The 16,552-nt window shown below is 62.3% G+C and carries 21 protein-coding genes and 2 pseudogenes; 12 read left to right on the top strand and 11 right to left on the bottom strand.

The window, feature by feature from the left end; all coding sequences use genetic code 11:
• Positions 1-131: 131 nt before the first annotated feature.
• The 5 genes and pseudogenes from Sj15T_RS05795 to Sj15T_RS05775 all read left to right on the top strand — a co-directional run bounded on the left by Sj15T_RS05795 (position 132) and on the right by Sj15T_RS05775 (position 4,699).
• Positions 132-883, top strand: a pseudogene (locus Sj15T_RS05795) (glucose 1-dehydrogenase).
• A gap of 60 nt (positions 884-943) precedes the next feature.
• Positions 944-1,414, top strand: a complete 471-nt coding sequence (linA, locus tag Sj15T_RS05790; RefSeq protein WP_013040172.1) for a hexachlorocyclohexane dehydrochlorinase — start codon at positions 944-946, stop codon at positions 1,412-1,414.
• A 428-nt stretch (positions 1,415-1,842) separates the two neighbouring features.
• Positions 1,843-3,612 (top strand): FAD-dependent oxidoreductase, encoded by a 1,770-nt coding sequence (locus tag Sj15T_RS05785; RefSeq protein ID WP_253720635.1) that lies wholly within the window; start codon positions 1,843-1,845, stop codon positions 3,610-3,612.
• The gene (locus Sj15T_RS05780) at positions 3,609-4,286 is read left to right on the top strand and encodes an alpha/beta hydrolase (RefSeq protein ID WP_013040169.1); all 678 of its coding nucleotides are present in this window, start codon (positions 3,609-3,611) and stop codon (positions 4,284-4,286) included. The genes Sj15T_RS05785 and Sj15T_RS05780 overlap by 4 nt, the downstream gene beginning before the upstream one ends.
• The gene (locus tag Sj15T_RS05775) at positions 4,268-4,699 is read left to right on the top strand and encodes a hypothetical protein (RefSeq protein WP_013040168.1); all 432 of its coding nucleotides are present in this window, start codon (positions 4,268-4,270) and stop codon (positions 4,697-4,699) included. The genes Sj15T_RS05780 and Sj15T_RS05775 overlap by 19 nt, the downstream gene beginning before the upstream one ends.
• A 36-nt stretch (positions 4,700-4,735) precedes the next feature.
• Here Sj15T_RS05775 and Sj15T_RS05770 read toward each other — a convergent pair whose 3' ends face one another.
• Together Sj15T_RS05770 and Sj15T_RS05765 are read right to left on the bottom strand one after the other, a co-directional pair.
• On the bottom strand, positions 4,736-4,987 hold the full coding sequence (locus Sj15T_RS05770) for a hypothetical protein (RefSeq protein WP_041385897.1): 252 nt from the start codon (positions 4,985-4,987) through the stop codon (positions 4,736-4,738).
• A gap of 119 nt (positions 4,988-5,106) precedes the next feature.
• Positions 5,107-5,871, bottom strand: coding sequence for an IS6-like element IS6100 family transposase (locus Sj15T_RS05765; RefSeq protein ID WP_001389365.1), 765 nt, complete (start codon positions 5,869-5,871; stop codon positions 5,107-5,109).
• Here Sj15T_RS05765 and Sj15T_RS05760 point away from each other — a divergent pair.
• Positions 5,848-6,570 carry a replication initiator protein A gene (locus Sj15T_RS05760; RefSeq protein WP_338756209.1) on the top strand — a complete coding sequence of 241 codons (723 nt, stop codon included), beginning with the start codon at positions 5,848-5,850 and terminating at the stop codon, positions 6,568-6,570. The two genes, Sj15T_RS05765 and Sj15T_RS05760, sit on opposite strands and share 24 nt — an antisense overlap.
• A gap of 89 nt (positions 6,571-6,659) precedes the next feature.
• Here the strand turns inward: Sj15T_RS05760 and Sj15T_RS05755 are convergent, their stop codons facing one another.
• The 4 genes from Sj15T_RS05755 to Sj15T_RS05740 form a co-directional block, all read right to left on the bottom strand.
• Positions 6,660-7,079 carry a GNAT family N-acetyltransferase gene (locus tag Sj15T_RS05755; protein ID WP_231472260.1) on the bottom strand — a complete coding sequence of 140 codons (420 nt, stop codon included), beginning with the start codon at positions 7,077-7,079 and terminating at the stop codon, positions 6,660-6,662.
• Positions 7,080-7,205: 126 nt separating this feature from the next.
• Entirely contained in the window at positions 7,206-7,520 is a 315-nt protein-coding gene (locus Sj15T_RS05750) for a ribbon-helix-helix domain-containing protein (protein WP_013041578.1), read from the bottom strand.
• The gene (gene parA, locus Sj15T_RS05745; protein ID WP_013041577.1) at positions 7,517-8,170 is read right to left on the bottom strand and encodes a ParA family partition ATPase; all 654 of its coding nucleotides are present in this window, start codon (positions 8,168-8,170) and stop codon (positions 7,517-7,519) included. Before parA ends, Sj15T_RS05750 begins: the two co-directional genes overlap by 4 nt.
• A 75-nt stretch (positions 8,171-8,245) precedes the next feature.
• Complete coding sequence (locus tag Sj15T_RS05740) at positions 8,246-8,887, bottom strand: transcription elongation protein SprT (protein WP_013041576.1); 642 nt, start codon at positions 8,885-8,887, stop codon at positions 8,246-8,248.
• 430 nt (positions 8,888-9,317) lie between these two features.
• Between Sj15T_RS05740 and Sj15T_RS05735 the strand changes: the two genes are divergently transcribed.
• From Sj15T_RS05735 to Sj15T_RS05725, 3 genes are read left to right on the top strand one after another with little or no spacing between them, the layout of a single operon-like run.
• Positions 9,318-9,584 (top strand): type II toxin-antitoxin system RelB/DinJ family antitoxin, encoded by a 267-nt coding sequence (locus tag Sj15T_RS05735; RefSeq protein ID WP_004212930.1) that lies wholly within the window; start codon positions 9,318-9,320, stop codon positions 9,582-9,584.
• Positions 9,571-9,852, top strand: coding sequence for a type II toxin-antitoxin system YafQ family toxin (locus Sj15T_RS05730; protein ID WP_004212931.1), 282 nt, complete (start codon positions 9,571-9,573; stop codon positions 9,850-9,852). Before Sj15T_RS05735 ends, Sj15T_RS05730 begins: the two co-directional genes overlap by 14 nt.
• A gap of 9 nt (positions 9,853-9,861) precedes the next feature.
• A complete protein-coding gene (locus tag Sj15T_RS05725) occupies positions 9,862-10,482 on the top strand; it encodes a histidine phosphatase family protein (RefSeq protein ID WP_013041574.1) in 621 nt (206 codons plus the stop codon).
• Here Sj15T_RS05725 and Sj15T_RS05720 read toward each other — a convergent pair.
• From Sj15T_RS05720 to Sj15T_RS05705, 4 genes are all read right to left on the bottom strand, one after another.
• On the bottom strand, positions 10,479-11,441 hold the full coding sequence (locus Sj15T_RS05720; RefSeq protein ID WP_013041573.1) for a tyrosine-type recombinase/integrase: 963 nt from the start codon (positions 11,439-11,441) through the stop codon (positions 10,479-10,481). The genes Sj15T_RS05725 and Sj15T_RS05720 overlap by 4 nt on opposite strands.
• Positions 11,438-11,833, bottom strand: coding sequence for a CopG family transcriptional regulator (locus Sj15T_RS05715; protein WP_013041572.1), 396 nt, complete (start codon positions 11,831-11,833; stop codon positions 11,438-11,440). Before Sj15T_RS05715 ends, Sj15T_RS05720 begins: the two co-directional genes overlap by 4 nt.
• A gap of 14 nt (positions 11,834-11,847) precedes the next feature.
• The gene (locus tag Sj15T_RS05710; protein WP_148225626.1) at positions 11,848-12,234 is read right to left on the bottom strand and encodes a hypothetical protein; all 387 of its coding nucleotides are present in this window, start codon (positions 12,232-12,234) and stop codon (positions 11,848-11,850) included.
• Between the two features lie 131 nt (positions 12,235-12,365).
• Positions 12,366-13,463 carry an efflux transporter outer membrane subunit gene (locus Sj15T_RS05705; RefSeq protein WP_236613037.1) on the bottom strand — a complete coding sequence of 366 codons (1,098 nt, stop codon included), beginning with the start codon at positions 13,461-13,463 and terminating at the stop codon, positions 12,366-12,368.
• Between Sj15T_RS05705 and Sj15T_RS05700 the strand changes: the two genes are divergently transcribed.
• Positions 13,450-14,214, top strand: coding sequence for an IS6-like element IS6100 family transposase (locus Sj15T_RS05700; RefSeq protein ID WP_001389365.1), 765 nt, complete (start codon positions 13,450-13,452; stop codon positions 14,212-14,214). The genes Sj15T_RS05705 and Sj15T_RS05700 overlap by 14 nt on opposite strands.
• A gap of 53 nt (positions 14,215-14,267) precedes the next feature.
• On the opposite strand, the pseudogene Sj15T_RS05695 reads toward Sj15T_RS05700, so the two are convergent.
• Positions 14,268-14,375, bottom strand: a pseudogene (locus Sj15T_RS05695) (IS6 family transposase); the annotation flags it as partial.
• Between the two features lie 102 nt (positions 14,376-14,477).
• Here Sj15T_RS05695 and Sj15T_RS05690 point away from each other — a divergent pair.
• Together Sj15T_RS05690 and Sj15T_RS05685 are read left to right on the top strand one after the other, a co-directional pair.
• Positions 14,478-15,434 (top strand): hypothetical protein, encoded by a 957-nt coding sequence (locus Sj15T_RS05690; RefSeq protein ID WP_021244631.1) that lies wholly within the window; start codon positions 14,478-14,480, stop codon positions 15,432-15,434.
• A 2-nt stretch (positions 15,435-15,436) separates the two neighbouring features.
• Entirely contained in the window at positions 15,437-16,549 is a 1,113-nt protein-coding gene (locus tag Sj15T_RS05685) for a transglycosylase SLT domain-containing protein (protein WP_013041568.1), read from the top strand.
• Positions 16,550-16,552 lie beyond the last annotated feature (3 nt).

Raw genomic sequence — 16,552 nt, 5'->3', positions numbered from 1 at the left:
AGCTTGACTACCAACTGGTAATTGTGCTTGGATCAAGGTCCGGTGATCGGCCCAGTTGTTGTGCATCGGAAAAAAGAACCCTCAGCGACGCGGGTCTGAATTGCGCGCTCAAGCTATTTAGGAGGCACAGGATGAGCAACAGAATGGCAGGAAAAGTCGCGCTCGTAACGGGCGCGGCGAGCGGCCTGGGTGCAGCGCAGGCTCGGCTTTTTGCCAAGGAGGGCGCCAAGGTCGTCGTCGCCGATCTGAATGTCGAAATGGGCAACAAGGTCGTGGCCGAGATTCAGGAAAGCGGGGGCGAGGCCCTATCGTGCGGCTGGATATCACCGATGCTGCGAGCTGGGCGGGGGCTGTCGAGGCGGCGGTTGGGGCCTTTGGGAAGCTCACGACGCTTTACAACACCGCGGGCATCATCCACGGCGCGATGATCCAGGACGAGACGCTCGAAGGCTGGAGCAAGATGATCGCGGTCAACCAGACTGCGCTTTTCCTGGGCCTGAAGATGGTTGCGCCGGAAATTGCGAAGTCGGGAAATGGTGCGATCCTAAACATCAGTTCGCTCGTCAGCGTCATCTGTGAGCCTGGCTTGATCAGCTATGCGGCGACCAAGTCTGCGGTACGCGCGATGACCAAGGTGGCTGCGCTGGAATATGTCGGGCAAGGGGTGCGGGTGAACACCATCGTTCCTGGTGGCATGAAGACGCCGATGCAGGCGAACGTCACGCCCGAGCAGGTTGAATGGTACAAAGCGCAGATCCCGATGGGCGATCTTGGCGAGCCGAACGATATCGCTTATGGGGCGCTATATCTTCTGTCAGACGAAGCTAAATATGTTACTGGAACGGAACTGTTCATCGATGGCGGCTGGTCTTCTGCGGCCTAAATCCTTGATGCCCTCGATCCTGCTAAGATTACGGGATTATATTCAACTAGGAGATACAAAATGAGTGATCTAGACAGACTTGCAAGCCGGGCCGCGATTCAGGACCTCTACTCTGACAAGCTCATTGCCGTAGACAAGCGCCAAGAGGGCCGTCTCGCTTCTATTTGGTGGGATGATGCAGAGTGGACCATTGAGGGAATCGGCACCTACAAGGGCCCGGAAGGCGCCCTCGATTTGGCCAATAACGTACTCTGGCCAATGTTTCACGAATGTATTCATTATGGAACCAATCTGCGCTTGGAATTTGTGAGCGCGGACAAGGTAAATGGTATTGGCGACGTCCTTCTCCTTGGAAATCTCGTCGAAGGTAATCAGTCGATTCTTATCGCTGCGGTCTTCACGGATGAGTATGAGCGCCGTGACGGGGTGTGGAAGTTCTCTAAGCGCAACGCATGCACGAACTATTTCACCCCGCTGGCCGGCATTCATTTCGCACCGCCCGGCATTCATTTCGCACCGTCCGGCGCATAATCTTATATATACAAGTGATTAGTTGGGCATTCACATGACGCTTGTCGTGTGGATGCCCAATTTTATATGGATGGAGAACTCAAACACAACGCGACTCGCGATTGGAGATGAGTCACGCCGGGGCACCTGGCGCCGAATGGTGGCCCCCCATTCAGCATTGCCGATCGGGCTTGCAATTTCGCCCGCCTGGTCCGTTAGAAGCATGAGCGCCGCCCATCGAAAGATGTTTCGGGATGGCCCCATTTGCCTTCTCGTGCTTGCCGATGCGGAGATCAGGCGCGGTTGACATGTGACCATTTGGTAATCTATCCTTTCCTTGTATCGAGGTGCGACGTGATCTCGCTTCGGTAAAAGAAGGGCGGAGCATTGACTTCGACGCAGGAGAGACGGTCGGCGGCTTTGGGTCGTTCGACCGGTGGAGGGCATTCTTGAAGCAATCGGCAGAGCGATCGCGGTTATCTCGCCGCGCTTTCATCCAGGCCGGCGGCGCGGGGCTGGCGGTTTCCACCCTGGGTGCTGCGGCATCTGCTCCGGCTGTTGCCGCGGTGGGCCGGCAGTGGACCCAAATCGCGGATATAGTCGTGGTCGGCAGCGGCGCGGCCGCCTCGGTTGCCGCACTTGCGGCTGCCAAGGACGGCGCGAAGGTCCTCATGCTGGAAAAAGCGCCGGTATATGGCGGTACGTCCGCGAAATCCGGTGGGGCTTTCTGGGTGCCCAATAATTTCAGGCTGAAGGAGCGGGGGATCGAGGATCCAAAGGCTTCGCTCCTGGCTTATTGCGCTGCCTATTCATATCCGCATCTTTTCGACAGCAATTCACCGACGCTCGGCCTGGGTGAGGATGTCTACAAACTGCTTGAGGCGTTTTACGACAACGCGTCGCCGATGACGGACATGTTGCGGGAAATCAAGGCAGCCGAGATAGGCCGCTTTCATGTCCTTCCCGACGGCCAGGGAACCGATCTGCCTGACTATGGCGTGCTCGACGGCAACAATAAGGTGCCTCGCGGACGGTGCCTCGGACCCATCAAGCCTGATGGGTCGCCAGGATTCGGCGCGGAGTTGATGCGCCAGATCAAGGCGCGCATCGACGCTTATGGCATTCCCCTGCTCACCAGCCACCAGGTTGTCCGCCTGGTTACCGACGGGGATGGCGCGGTGCTCGGCGTCGAGGCGCTGAACGACGGGAAGGAGGTTTCCTTTGGCGCGCGCAAAGGCGTGATCTTCGCAACGGGCGGGTTCACCTATAATCGCGAAATGCTCAATCTCCATCAGACAGGGCCGGTCTATGGCGGTTGCGGGGTGCCGACCAATACTGGCGACTTTGTATCGATTGCCGGGGCTGTTGGAGCGAAGCTTGGCAATATGGGAAGCGCCTGGCGCGCCGAGATCGTGCTGGAAGAGGCGCTGGAATATGTAAGCGTGCCAAGCGACGTATGGATTCCGCCGGGCGACAGCATGTTCATTGTCAATCGCTATGGGAATCGTGTCTTCAACGAGAAGCGCAATTACCATGACCGTGCGCGCGTACATCAACATTATGATCCCAACAGGGCCGAATTTCCAAACCAGCTCACTTTCTTCATATATGATCAGCGAAATGCCGATCTGTTCGCCGGCGTCCATCCGCTGCCGAATATTCCGGACGGCTCCTCGGCTGTGATCGTGGGAGAGAATTGGGACGCCCTGGTCGCGGGGGTCGAGGCGCGGCTCGCGGAATTGTCTGATCGCACGGGCAATGTGAAGCTCGCTCCCACTTTCCGTGAAGGGCTTGCCAAAACGGTGAGCCGGTTCAACGCTTTCGCGGAGGCCGGCAAGGATGAAGACTTCCTGCGGGGTGACTTCGCCTATGATATCGAAACGCGCCCTGTGTACGGCATGCCGAAGCAGGGTACGAAATGGGGCGACGAGCTGGGCAAGAATCTTGTGCTTTATCCCTTGCAGCCCAAGGGCCCCTATTATTGCATCATTCTCGCGGCCGGCACGCTCGACACAAATGGCGGCCCGGTTGTCGATGCCAACGCCCAGGTGCTGCGTTATGATGGAAGTCCGATCAGTGGCCTTTATGGAGCAGGCAATTGCATCGCCTCGCCCGCTCATGACGCTTATTGGGCTGCCGGAGCAACGCTCGGCGCGGGGATGACGTTTGGCTATATTGCGGCACGCAGCGCAGTCGCCTCGCCGACACGAACGTTATGAGCCTGGCCGCCAAGCAGCCGATGCGGGATGAGGCCATCAACCGCCGATTCGTTCTCGAATGTTCGAGCGCAGGGCATGCTGATGCGGCCGATGGCCTGATGATTGCGTTGCATGGCCGGGAAGCGGATCAGAATCAGGTTCTGCCCTTCGCCAGTGCGCTGGGCGACTATCATGTCGTGGCGCCGCGCTCCGCGCGGTGGGCGGGCCTCAATGCGTTTGGTTGCTTCAACTGGTTTTCGAGCATGGAACCGCCGGTGGTGGAGCCGATCGGTTTTGGCGATGGCCTCTGCCAGCTCGAATTATTGATGCTTGAGCGAACGGACGCATCGGAGCGGCCCTGCACGCTTCTTGGCTACGATCAGGGGGCGGTCATGTCGCTGATGCTTGCGGCGCTGTGGCCCGAAAGAGTAAAAGGCATCATCGCCATTAACGGCTTCTGGCCACGGGTTCATGGTTGGTCGCTGCCGGATCGCGAGATGGCTTTGCCGGTGTTGATGATAAATGATCGGCCGGCGGAGGACGCCGCCACGGAGCTTCGTCGTCGCGGTGCGCGGGTGACGCAAGCGCATGCCGAAGTCGATTGGCGTGAGCATGATGTGATCGTGAAGAACTGGTTGGCGCAAACTGCGCTTGTCGAAGGTTGGGAGGCAGTTCCATGCGACGCTTTGGCTTGATCGGTGCGGTGGCTGCGACCTTGGCGGCGACGGCGGCGCTGATGCCAGGGTGGTCGGCGACGGCCGCACAACCGAAAGCGTCGGCGCGGATAGTGAGTTTCAAGCGCGACGTGATACCGCTTTTTCAGACAAATTGCGCGGTTTGTCATCAGGAGACGGTGCCGTCCGGAGGCCTCGTCTTGTTACCGGCCTATGCTTACGCCAATCTTGCAAATGTAGGTTCGGTGCAGACGTCTATGCTCCGCGTAGCGCCTGGAAAGCCTGACAAAAGCTATATTATGAACAAGATCCTCGGTACGCACGGTTCGGTGCGGGGCAAGGGCAATGCAATGCCGATCGGCCAGCCTCCGCTTTTGAATAGTGAGATCGAAATTGTGCGTGTCTGGATCGCACAAGGCGGTAAGAACAACTAAGCTTCGCAGCGCTATCCAGTCCGGAATGGCGCCCTATCATGTGCGGACAGGCGGCCCGGCCCGCAGAGGACCAGAATGAAACCAGCACCGTTTGAATATCAGCGACCGGACACGATCGACGAGGCGCTTGAGCTCCTCACCGTTTATGGAAGTGCGGCCAAGATACTTGCGGGGGGCCAGAGCCTGGTCGCGATGATGAATTTCCGTCTCGCCCAGCCCGAGATGGTCATCGATATCAATGGCATCCAGAAACTCGCCTATCATGAAGTGCGCGGTGACACGCTGCACATCGGCGCATTGACCCGCCACAACGCATTGCGGGAATCCGAGGTCGTTCGCGCATCCGTGCCGCTGGCTCTGTTGCAAAGATTGGCGGCAGTCAGAGGTAGGCTGTCGCTCTGCGCCGATCAGGCGGCTGCTGCGAAATGGTGGTTGAGCATGCCCATGGCCTCCGTCAGCGCCGAGGGCCCAATGCCAAAAGCTCTCTCCACAAGGCGCACCTCGCCCCTGATGCCGGGCTGCAGGCACCAGGGGCGAGCCTGTCCTTTGCGCAGGGCTCGCATGACTTCGAATCCCTTGATCGTGGCATAGGCCGTGGGGATCGATTTGAAACCGCGCACCGGCTTGATCAGTATCTTGAGCTTTCCGTGATCGGCCTCGATCACGTTATTGAGATACTTCACCTGCCGGTGGGCCGTCTCCCGGTCCAGCTTTCCTTCGCGCTTCAATTCGGTGATCGCTGCACCATAGCTCGGCGCTTTGTCGGTATTGAGCGTGGCAGGCTTTTCCCAGTGCTTCAGGCCTCGCAGGGCCTTGCCCAGGAACCGCTTCGCTGCCTTGGCGCTGCGGGTCGGCGACAGGTAGAAATCGATCGTGTCGCCCCGCTTGTCGACTGCCCGGTACAGGTAGGTCCACTTGCCCCGCACCTTGACGTAGGTTTCATCCAGGCGCCAGCTCGGATCAAAGCCACGCCGCCAGAACCAGCGCAGCCGCTTCTCCATCTCCGGGGCGTAGCACTGGACCCAGCGATAGATCGTCGTATGGTCGACCGAAATGCCGCGTTCCGCCAGCATTTCCTCAAGGTCGCGATAGCTGATCGGATAGCGACAATACCAGCGCACCGCCCACAGGATCACATCACCCTGGAAATGGCGCCACTTGAAATCCGTCATCGTTCCGTCCGTCCAATCTCCGCCAAGCATGCTCAAGCTTCACGATTTTTGCAACAGAGCCTCCAGACGGGCGGTGTCGAGGAAACGCGGATTTTCGGGCTGATCGAAGAAGCCAGAATCACGCGCAAGACGTTCGACGGCCGTATGCTCGATCTGGAAATCACCCTGTCGGATTGGGTCTATCGCTCGGTCATCAGCAAGAATGTTCTGACGCTTCACCGCGACTATTTCCGGCTCCGCAAGCCGTTCGAGCGGCGCATGTATGAGCTGGCCCGCAAGCATTGCGGCGTGAAGGACGAATGGAAGATCGGCCTGGAGCTGCTGCAAAAGAAATGCGGCTCGAACAGCCCGCTCCGGGTGTTTCGGGCCTTGGTCAAGAAGGTCTGCGAGCATGACGCGGACCACGGCCATTTCCCCGACTATGCGGTGACGATGGATGATGACGTGATCCTGTTCCGCAACCGCTCGGGCCTCAAGTCCAAGCCCGATCCGCTCGCCAACGCCGGCGACGATGCGCCCTATATCGACCCGGAAACCATGCACGACGCCAAGACGGCCGCGCCAGGCTATGACGTGTATGCGCTTTATGACGAATGGGTGTCGTGGTGGCACGACATGGGCAAGCCCGAGTTGAAAAGCCCCCGCGCCGCTTTCCTAGGCTTCTGCAAGAAACGGCACGAACGCAAGCCACTGCGCTGATCCCTTATGTGGACAAGCGTTCATGTCCACATGCAAACATATCGACTGATCCGGCTTTATCACTTTCTGGTCGATAGCTACGGACTCGACTACAGGTGAAGTCCAAGAAAGGATGCGCCGGGAACCGGGTTGAAGGAAATCGGCTCCGCCGCGACGAAACCAAGAGTCTCATACAGCTTGCGCGCGGGGACGAACTTCGCTTGCACATCGAGCCTCATTTCGCTGTAGCCCACAGTGCGAGCTTCCTCGATCAGACGTTCAGCGAGCGCGCGACCAAGATGCCGTCCCTGAGCCTGGGGACGAACATATAGTCGTTTCATCTCGCATATCTCGTGTGTGACTTGGCGCATCGCTACGCAGCCTTCGATTTCCCCCTCCCGGTCCGCAAGCAGCACGCATCCTTTGGGCGCCGCATACTTCCCAGGCAAGTTTGCAAACTCAGCGTCATTATTCTGATAGTCGAGATTGACCGGCGAATTAGCGATGAACTCACGCCAGATGCCCAGCACCGAAGCTGTGTCACGAGGAAAGATCGCGTGCCTAATAACTACCATAGCGTGATTGCTTCGCCGAAAATCGTGGCGGCAATAGGACAGTGTCGTGGCGTTAACTGCCATGTTTGCATGTGAACATGCTCACTTGCCTACAGGACTTTCCCCCATCTTTCGGAGCCAGTCGTTGAACGCCTCGGCCATCGCGTCCTGCAAGCTCATGCCGTGCTTGCGGGCGGTCATGTGCATGGCGAACGACATTTCCGGGCTGAAATAGCCCGTCATCGCCTTCTTGCCCTGACGGCTCGGCGCAACCGGGCTGCTGCTCGAACTGCTGCCGGTGCCTACGCCAGTGCTGCCGGCGATCGGCACGGCCGCCCTTCCCTCCGGCTCGGCCGACGCCGGCGTTGGTGCGGGATCGCGATCCCGCAATGCAAGCAATGATCCCTTCCGGCTCATGCGCTGGCCCTCCGCTTCGTTGATGCTTGCATGTTTACATGCTCGCATGTCCACTTGTAAAGCTGGCGCACCTCGTCTGCCGCCTTGCCGTCCGGCTCGATCTCCATCGCGGTTTTCCCCTCGGCCGCCGCGTGACGGAACGCGGCGCGATCCGCAACACGGTGCGGGCAGGCGTCCAGCCCATAATCCTGCACGAGCTGCGTCGCTTCCTCATACATGCGCGGCGCGGTCGGGCTTCCCGCCGTGAAGATCACGAAAGCGGGCTTGCCGCGCATCTTCACAAGGCTGGCGGTCGTCTTGATCGCGGCCAGGTCGAACGCGCTCGGCCGACATGGGATCAGCACCAGGTCGGCAGCCTCGACGGCGGCGCTGGCGGCGCTGTCGGCATGGGGCGGGGTGTCGATCACGATGAACTCCGCGCCCTGCGCCGTCGCTTGCTCGATCTTGGCGGCGAGGCGAGGGGGGGCGCTGTCGATCACGACCGGGGGCACGTCCTGCCGCCATGCCGCCCATTGGCTCGCCGTCGCCTGCGGGTCGAGGTCGATCACCAGCGCGGTATGCCCGGAATCCTCGGCGGCTGCGGCCAGGTGCAAGGCGAGGGTGGTCTTGCCCGCCCCCCCCTTCTGGCTGATGATCGCGATTGTTGGCATGTGAATATCCTTACATGAACTCATGTTTGAATGTGGTCATAGCGCAAGAGGCTATCGGATGAAAGGGCAGGGCGTCTAGCCGTCCTCGCCGCCCTCCTCCTCGCTGTCATCGTCCAGCGGCTTATGCTGCATCTGGCCGTGATCCTCGATCGGGCAAAGCGGCGCTCCGGCCTGCTCAAGCCATTTGCGCGCGGTCCTCGCGGTATAGCCGCACGTCGCGCACTCGCATTTCAGCATCCGGGTTTTCTGCTTCTTGGGCGCGGTCGACTCCCCGTCCGTGTCGAGACGGGCATGGGGGAGGGGGCCAGCGACATCGAGGATCGATGCGACGGCCGCAAGGAACGCCTCGCCGGGGGTGGTGGCACGCATCGGCCCGACCAACCCCAGCCCCAGCGCGACCCGTTTAAACGCCTTCCCATGCCCTGCCGGGATGCCGACGGCGGCATGGACCAGCTCATGCGCGAGGATGGCCGCGATCTGCGCCGGCATCGCATCGGGCGCGTGCGCTAGGTCCGGGCGGATGAAGATTTCAAAATGCCCGTCCGCGCTAAGTCGGTTGTCCCAGCACTCGCCGATCGCCTTGCCCTTCGCGCCTCTGCTGGTGAAGCCGATCGCCACGCGCACGCGGTCGGGCAGGGGGGCGTCCAGCGCCTCGAACAGCGGAGCCATGCCCTGCGCCACGGCATTGAGCCAGCTTTCGCGGATTTCGTGGGTCATCGTCTTTACTCCCTTCAAATCGCCTGTCCGGCGATGGCCATGCCATCGGCCGGAACACGGACGCCCAAGAACGCCGGCGAGAGAGGGGGGCAGCGGGAATCTGCGGGAGTGGTGCGCGGCGCAGGGAGCGAAGCGAGTGAGCCACGGTCCCGCTGATTGCCGTTGCGGGGGAGAGGCGGCCGGGACCGCCTTTCCCCCTTCAAACAGGATCGGCGCCGGCGCACGCCGGCACTGCTGCGCGAGATCCGCGCAGCGATCTCGCTTCCGCCATGTGGATCGTCACCTTGGGCCAAGACCGCTTGCGGGCTTGGGGAGCGTGAGCGACTAGAGCCACGGTGCCGCGCCAGCGGCAGGCGCATAATCACCGCACCCATTGCCAAAATCAGATTTTGTGACTACACTGGGACTACGTTTTCAGAAGGAAATCCCAATGGCTGTTTCCGACACTTATGTCCGCGCCAGGATCGACAATACAACGAAGGAACGCGCCACCGCCGCGCTGGGCGCGATGGGCCTTTCGATCTCCGACGCTATCCGGCTGCTGATGCTGCGTATCGCCGACGAACGGCGCTTGCCTTTCGAGGTCAAGGTTCCGAACGCCGCGACACGCGAGGCAATGGCAGAGCTGGCGGCGGGGAAGGGGACCAAGTTCGCCAGCGTCGATGCGCTGATGGCGGACCTCCATGCGGACGATTGATCGTTCGACCCGGTTCAAGCGCGACTACAAGCGGGAATCAAAGGGCCGGCATCGAGCGACCCTCGATGCCGATCTTCTGCCCGTCCTGGCCGCGCTCGCGACCGACACGCCGCTTGATCCCAAATACCGCGACCATGATCTGAGCGGCGATTGGGCGGGCTACCGCGATTGCCACGTCAAGCCCGATCTGGTGCTGATCTACGCCAAGCCCGACGACGAAACGCTGCGCCTCGCGCGCCTTGGCTCGCATAGCGAGGTATTCGGATAGATGACGCATATGCGGGCGATCTTCATCCGCCACGGCGAATCCACCGGCAACGCCGGCGTGCCGTGCCATGATCTCGCGGCGATCGAGCTGACGGAGCGCGGCCACGAACAAGCGCGCCAGGTCGCGGCGAGCTGGACGCAAGCGCCTGCGCTCATCGTCACGTCGCCCTATACCCGCACCCGGCAAACGGCCGCGCCGACGATAGCGCGCTTTCCCGGCGTGCCGGTCGAAGTGTGGCCGATCGAAGAATTTACCTATCTCCAACCGGCGCGCTGTAACGGCACGCGCAGCGCCGAACGGATGCCGCACCTCGAACGCTATTGGAGCGCGGCCGATCCGGACTATTGCGACGGGGAAGGGGCGGAGAGTTTCCGCGCCTTGCTCGGGCGCTGCGAGGCGGCGCTGGCCCGCCTCGCGGCCATGCCGCCCGCTTCGCTCGTCTATGTGTTCGGACATGGGCAGTTCATCCAGGCCGCGCGCACGATCGTCGCCGACGCCGATCTGGACGAGCGCGCCAAGATGCGCGCCTTCTGGCGCAAGGGCGAGCCGCCCGCGATCAGCAACGCGCAGCGGCTAGGGTTTCATTGGGATGGCGACCGCTGGGCGTGTGCGCCGGCGATCGCCGCCTAGATCAACACCCGCTCCACCTCGTCCAGCGTCACGTCATCGGGTCGCCGGTCGTAAAGCTGGGTGGTGCGCGTCGAGCTGTGGTTCGCCATCGTCGCGGCCGTCTCCAACGTGCCGCCGTTTTTCAGATAGGTGGTGATCCCGGTCGCGCGGAACGAATGGTTGCCGATCGCCGTCCCGATCTCGGCCGCGCCCGCGCGCCGGCGCACCATCGCGAACGCATTGGCTTGGGGGAGGGGGGTCTCGCTTAGTCGCTTAGTGCCGCGCGCGATCGTGCGGAACAGCGGCCCCTTGCGATCCTCGCGCAGCTCGCAGCCGTCGATATAGGCGGATAGATAATCCTCAAGATTGTGGTGGCAGGGCATCTCATGGCGCTTGCCGCCTTTCTCATGCAGGCGGACCCATAGCCGCCTGTTCTGCATGAACACGTCCTCGACCCGCATCGCCAGCGCCGCGCCGATCCGCGCGAAGCTATAGACCATCAACCCGATAAGGGCGCGGTCGCGCAGGCCCGCATGGGTGATCACGTCGATGCTGTCGAGCAACCGCCGCGCCTCGTCGGGGGCCAGCACCGGCGTCTTGCCGCGCCGCTGGCTATGCGCCGGCCCGCGCACCGATCCGGCAGGGTTCACCGGCACGATATGGCCCGTCACCAGCCAGTCGAACAGGTGGCGCACGCCGGCGAGCTGCTGCTTGACGCTGGGCGCGGCCAGCTCGCGCCCCAGCGCCTCGACCCAGGCCGCGACGTGGAGCGGTTGCACGCCAGCGAGAGAGGCAACGCCGCGCGCCTCGCACCAGGCCAGGAAGTCGCCCGCCGCGCGCGCATAGGCGCGGCGCGTATGCGGATTGCGGATGGTGACGGCGAAGAACTCAAGGAAGCGAAGCCGCGCGCGCTCGTCGGCCGCCGCGATCAAGGCCGGCAACACCAGCGCGGGCGAGGGTAGGGGGGCGAGCTGGTTCATCGTGCGATCTTCTGCCAGCGGGCCGGCTCGGGGCGGGGCTTCGCCAGCTCCCGGCGCAATTCGTCAAACACCTCATCGGCGGGACGAACGCGGCCCGCCTTCACGTCCTCAAGCCCGCGTGCAACCGACTCGTCCAATATCCGGCGCAACAGCTCGTCGCGCAAATCGCGGTGCGGCTCCATCTCGATGAAGTTCTGGACGATCGCGAACACCGCCTCGGACGGATCAACGAAATGGCCCCGCTCGACCTGCGCCAACAGCCAATCGGCCATGTCGCCGGGTAGATACGCCTCGAAACGCAGCCCGCCCGCGCGCGCCTGCTCGCGCAGCGCCTTGGCCTGGTCGCGCTCGGCGTAGTTGTCGGCAAAAGCCTCGTCGTCATTTTCGATCATGCCGGCATCCCTTTTTACGGTGGATCTTCGGAGGCGTTTAAACGCTCTCGGCGGGGGTCGCCCCGATAGCGCACCCAAAGGTCGTGCATCGCGTCGCGGTAACCCCAGGCATCGGCGTAGGTGGTCGACTCCTGCGCCAGATAGGTCATGACCGTCAGCATATCCTCGGCAATGACGGCATCGACGTTGCAAAGGTGCAGGATCGGGAAATGCCCGCACTCGTCGCCATTCCACCAGGCCAACAGAAAATCCGCGACCTTGGCCGACGCGCCGGTCTCGGCCGCGCGCGTGGGCGGCAGCGCGATCCGCAGCAAGCGGCCGATCGCCGCGTCGGCCTCATCGAAGCTCACGGCCCGGATGACAGGGCGGCGCTGCGGCGGTGTCGAGGCCGTCTCAGGCATGGCGATCATGGTCCTTTTGAATGTGTGATAAAAAGGACATTATCATATATAGGTCAGGGAATTTATCGGCGGACCGATCTGTAGGTTGTCATGATCAATAGCCAAGGCCCGTCGGTGGAACATTACCACCATTACCCTTGCTGGCCGCCGCCCAGAGCGACATACAGAGAGACGAGAGCATCCAGCTCGGCGCGACGCAGCTGTATCAGTGTCTGTTCCGCGATGAACAGATTCCGTTCGGCATCGAGCACTTCAAGGTAATTTGCGACGCCCTCGCGGTAGCGAGTGCGGGCAAGATCGGCGATCGCTCGCTGTGCCGCAGTGGCACGAACCTGCGCGGCGACCTGTTCAGCAAGCCAGCGGCGCCCGGCAAGGGCGTCCGCAACTTCGCGGAAAGCTCCCTGAATGGTGCGTTCGTATTCGGCGATGGCAATATCCTCACGTGCCTCAGCCACGCTCAGATTGCCCTTCCTCGCACCCCAATCGAAGATGGGTAGGCTGATCGAAGGTCCAAAGCTCCAGCTCAGTCCTTCGTTTCCGATCAAATTCCCAAGATCAGTTGAAGCGAAACCGATACTACCGGTTAGTGAGATGGATGGAAAGAAGGCTGCCCGAGCAGCACCGATATTGGCACGCGCTGCCCGCAGTTTCTCTTCTGCCGCCAATATGTCCGGTCGAGTCACCATCAGCTCGGAGGGTAATCCGGCGGCAATCACCGTTCCGTTTTTCTGGTCAGCCAGCGTCAGCGGCACCGTGAGCCCGACAGGAACGGGTCCGCCCAAGAGTACGGCCAGGAAGTTCTCACTCTGCGCCTCGGCCAAGCGCAGGCTGGCCAACTCCGTTTCGGCTTGAGTCAGTAGCGACTCCGCCTGTCGAAAATCAAGAGCTGAAGTCACCCCGGCTTCAAGGCGACGCTCGGCTATGCGGAGGCCTTCCTGCCGGCTGCGTACCGTAGCTTCGGCAAGGGCGATCCGCTCGTCGGCTTCCCGGGAAGCAAAATAGGTCGAGGCCACATCCCGGATCAACGCGAGGCGGAACGCCCGTTCAGCCTGCACGGTTGCTAGATATTGCGAGCGCGCTGCGTCAGAAAGGTTGCGCACCCGGCCCCAGAAATCGAGCTCGAATCCTGTGACGCCAACGCCGATCGAGTAGCGGGCTCTGTTGCAAAAATCGTGAAGCTTGAGCATGCTTGGCGGAGATTGGACGGACGGAACGATGACGGATTTCAAGTGGCGCCATTTCCAGGGTGATGTGATCCTGTGGGCGGTGCGCTGGTATTGTCGCTATCCGATCAGCTATCGCGACCTTGAGGAAATGCTGGCGGAACGCGGCATTTCGGTCGACCATACGACGATCTATCGCTGGGTCCAGTGCTACGCCCCGGAGATGGAGAAGCGGCTGCGCTGGTTCTGGCGGCGTGGCTTTGATCCGAGCTGGCGCCTGGATGAAACCTACGTCAAGGTGCGGGGCAAGTGGACCTACCTGTACCGGGCAGTCGACAAGCGGGGCGACACGATCGATTTCTACCTGTCGCCGACCCGCAGCGCCAAGGCAGCGAAGCGGTTCCTGGGCAAGGCCCTGCGAGGCCTGAAGCACTGGGAAAAGCCTGCCACGCTCAATACCGACAAAGCGCCGAGCTATGGTGCAGCGATCACCGAATTGAAGCGCGAAGGAAAGCTGGACCGGGAGACGGCCCACCGGCAGGTGAAGTATCTCAATAACGTGATCGAGGCCGATCACGGAAAGCTCAAGATACTGATCAAGCCGGTGCGCGGTTTCAAATCGATCCCCACGGCCTATGCCACGATCAAGGGATTCGAAGTCATGCGAGCCCTGCGCAAAGGACAGGCTCGCCCCTGGTGCCTGCAGCCCGGCATCAGGGGCGAGGTGCGCCTTGTGGAGAGAGCTTTTGGCATTGGGCCCTCGGCGCTGACGGAGGCCATGGGCATGCTCAACCACCATTTCGCAGCAGCCGCCTGATCGGCGCAGAGCGACAGCCTACCTCTGACTGCCGCCAATCTTTGCAACAGAGCCGCCAGCATTTCCTCAAGGTCGCGATAGCTGATCGGATAGCGACAATACCAGCGCACCGCCCACAGGATCACATCACCCTGGAAATGGCGCCACTTGAAATCCGTCATCGTTCCGTCCGTCCAATCTCCGCCAAGCATGCTCAAGCTTCACGATTTTTGCAACAGAGCCCCGCAACGGGCGAGGGTTCGTCTCTCCAAGATTTAGGGACCATGCTTGTCTTCGCGGTCGTCCTTCTGGCGCTCGTAAACAAGGTTCCCGCGATGGTCGGGGGCGTTATAAGCGGCGGCTCGATCCACGCGGCGGGCGGTATCGGAGCCTTTGGGGCAGGGGCCGCGCTGGGTGCTGCCGGGATGGCCGCTGGGGCGGCGGCCACGGGTGGGGCTATGATCGCTGCTGGCGCGATGAACGCTGCGGGTGGAGCCAGCGCGATCAAGGCCGCCTTCGCTGCCGCTGGTGGGAGCGGTGGTGAAGGCGGCCAAACCGGCATGGGAGGCGGGCAACCGCTTTCGTCGGCGGGCGACATGCCGGGAGGCGGCGATAACGGCGGCGGCGGTGGCGGTGGGGGCGGCGGCACGCCCCTTAGCGTCGCTATGGGCGGCGATGGCGGTTCCCCCCCGGCCAATGACAACAGCGGCCTTCAAGGCGGCTCGGAAGCCGCCAGCGCGGGCGGCGGCACGGCTGCAAGCGCCGCTGCGGGTAGCGAGGCGGCCGATCGTGAAGACGGCAACGGCGGCGGCGCTGCCGGTGGCTCGCCTGCGGGGGAGGGGGAGGCCAGCTCCGCCAGCTCGCAAGGTGAAGGCGCGCCCGAAAGTGGCGACACTGGCGGCACGCAACGCACCGGCCTTAGCCGTGCGGCGAAAACCGCAAGCATCCTCGGCGGCGCTGCCGCTGGTATGGCGGTGGGCGCTTTGAAAGAGCGGGTGGGAAATACGGTGGGCGGCCGACTGGCGGCCAATATCCGCGCGTCGGCCGCCTCGGCATCGTCGGGAAGTGAAACGCTCGCTCCCGCGACCGGCGCGGGCAGTCCCGCCAGCTCGTCCGATTCATCGCCACCCCCCACGGCGCAATTCGCGGGCGATACCATTTCGGCCGCCCGTGATGCGGGCGACATGGAGACGCCAGAGGATGAAGTTGCGGCCTTCGTCCAGAGAAGGGGGGACAGCTAATCATGGCCGCTGATCTGCCTCCGGTTGTCATAGAAGAACGGGTGCAATGCTCGATCGCGGCGGCGCTGCGCTATAACATTCCGGCGAACGTCATGCTGGCGGTCGCGGAACAAGAGAACGGTCGGCCCGGCGCGCGCGTCCAGAACACCAATAACACCGCCGATCTTGGCTCGATGCAGCTCAATTCCAGCTATATTCAATCGCTGGCACGCTACGGCATCCGGCCCGAATATGTGCTTGCGGCGGGGTGCTATCCCTACAACCTCGCTGCATGGCGTATCAGAAACCATATCCGGGATGACAAGGGCGACCTGTGGACGCGGGTTGCCAATTATCATTCCCGAACGCCGGTCCATAATGCCCGCTATCGGGCGCTGATTATGGCGAAAGGTGCGCGCTGGGAGGCGTGGCTTTCCTCGCGCTATAATACCTACAGCGTGAACGGCATCCCGGTAAGCGGCGGCGCTCCTGCTGCGCGATCGGCCTCGATCCCGCTCACGATCACGGCGGCCGACGCGACGGGCGGGGGCCAGCTCGCGGCGCAACCGGCGATCGTCCAGCCCCAAGGCAGCGCCGACGCCTCGGCGGGCTATGTCGCCTCGATCTTGGCCGCTGCGTTCAATGCTCGCATAACCGATACGTGGCGGGCGCTGGAAGCCAATTACGGGGCCGCCAACAGCTTTCACAAATATGGGCAGGCGGTGGATTTCGTGCCGCGTGCCGGGCTGCACACGATCACGCGCGAGCAAATCCGCGCCGTGATGGCGCAACATGGTATTCGCGTGGCGGAGCTGCTGGGGCCGGGGGACCGGGGCCATGCCGATCATTGGCATCTGGCTTTCTATACCGGCGATCAGACTCGGCCGCTCGATCGCGCTCAAATTGTCGTCGCCAGAGCGGAACGCGGGGTAGGGGGCCTAACCTCGGCGGCCGTGCAGCCGATGGCCAGCTATGAGGCTGCGCCAGCTCCACAAGCCCGCGTCATGGCGGCTCGGCCGAACGCCGCGCCTATTTCCGTTGCGGTGAATTTCCGGCGCGACATGCTGCATCCTTCGCCTACCGATCCCACGGCGGACCCGCGATTTATTCCGCGCACAATCACCGCCAGCAATTGAAGC

The sequence above is a fragment of the Sphingobium sp. TA15 genome (assembly GCF_037101235.1).
Classification (GTDB): domain Bacteria; phylum Pseudomonadota; class Alphaproteobacteria; order Sphingomonadales; family Sphingomonadaceae; genus Sphingobium; species Sphingobium indicum.
This window is presented reverse-complemented; position numbering and strand designations above follow the sequence as displayed.

What these genes read in the sequence shown, in the direction of transcription:
- Sj15T_RS05775 (WP_013040168.1), top strand. Translation starts at nt 4,268, where the DNA reads ATGCGACGCTTTGGCTTGATCGGTGCGGTGGCTGCGACCTTGGCGGCG.
- Sj15T_RS05730 (WP_004212931.1), top strand. Translation starts at nt 9,571, where the DNA reads ATGCGGACGATTGATCGTTCGACCCGGTTCAAGCGCGACTACAAGCGG.
- Sj15T_RS05780 (WP_013040169.1), top strand. Translation starts at nt 3,609, where the DNA reads ATGAGCCTGGCCGCCAAGCAGCCGATGCGGGATGAGGCCATCAACCGC.
- Sj15T_RS05720 (WP_013041573.1), bottom strand. Translation starts at nt 11,441, where the DNA reads ATGAACCAGCTCGCCCCCCTACCCTCGCCCGCGCTGGTGTTGCCGGCC.
- Sj15T_RS05765 (WP_001389365.1), bottom strand. Translation starts at nt 5,871, where the DNA reads ATGACGGATTTCAAGTGGCGCCATTTCCAGGGTGATGTGATCCTGTGG.
- Sj15T_RS05715 (WP_013041572.1), bottom strand. Translation starts at nt 11,833, where the DNA reads ATGATCGAAAATGACGACGAGGCTTTTGCCGACAACTACGCCGAGCGC.
- Sj15T_RS05750 (WP_013041578.1), bottom strand. Translation starts at nt 7,520, where the DNA reads ATGAGCCGGAAGGGATCATTGCTTGCATTGCGGGATCGCGATCCCGCA.
- Sj15T_RS05735 (WP_004212930.1), top strand. Translation starts at nt 9,318, where the DNA reads ATGGCTGTTTCCGACACTTATGTCCGCGCCAGGATCGACAATACAACG.
- Sj15T_RS05685 (WP_013041568.1), top strand. Translation starts at nt 15,437, where the DNA reads ATGGCCGCTGATCTGCCTCCGGTTGTCATAGAAGAACGGGTGCAATGC.
- Sj15T_RS05760 (WP_338756209.1), top strand. Translation starts at nt 5,848, where the DNA reads ATGGCGCCACTTGAAATCCGTCATCGTTCCGTCCGTCCAATCTCCGCC.
- linA (WP_013040172.1), top strand. Translation starts at nt 944, where the DNA reads ATGAGTGATCTAGACAGACTTGCAAGCCGGGCCGCGATTCAGGACCTC.
- Sj15T_RS05725 (WP_013041574.1), top strand. Translation starts at nt 9,862, where the DNA reads ATGCGGGCGATCTTCATCCGCCACGGCGAATCCACCGGCAACGCCGGC.
- Sj15T_RS05700 (WP_001389365.1), top strand. Translation starts at nt 13,450, where the DNA reads ATGACGGATTTCAAGTGGCGCCATTTCCAGGGTGATGTGATCCTGTGG.
- Sj15T_RS05740 (WP_013041576.1), bottom strand. Translation starts at nt 8,887, where the DNA reads ATGACCCACGAAATCCGCGAAAGCTGGCTCAATGCCGTGGCGCAGGGC.
- Sj15T_RS05690 (WP_021244631.1), top strand. Translation starts at nt 14,478, where the DNA reads ATGCTTGTCTTCGCGGTCGTCCTTCTGGCGCTCGTAAACAAGGTTCCC.
- parA (WP_013041577.1), bottom strand. Translation starts at nt 8,170, where the DNA reads ATGCCAACAATCGCGATCATCAGCCAGAAGGGGGGGGCGGGCAAGACC.
- Sj15T_RS05710 (WP_148225626.1), bottom strand. Translation starts at nt 12,234, where the DNA reads ATGCCTGAGACGGCCTCGACACCGCCGCAGCGCCGCCCTGTCATCCGG.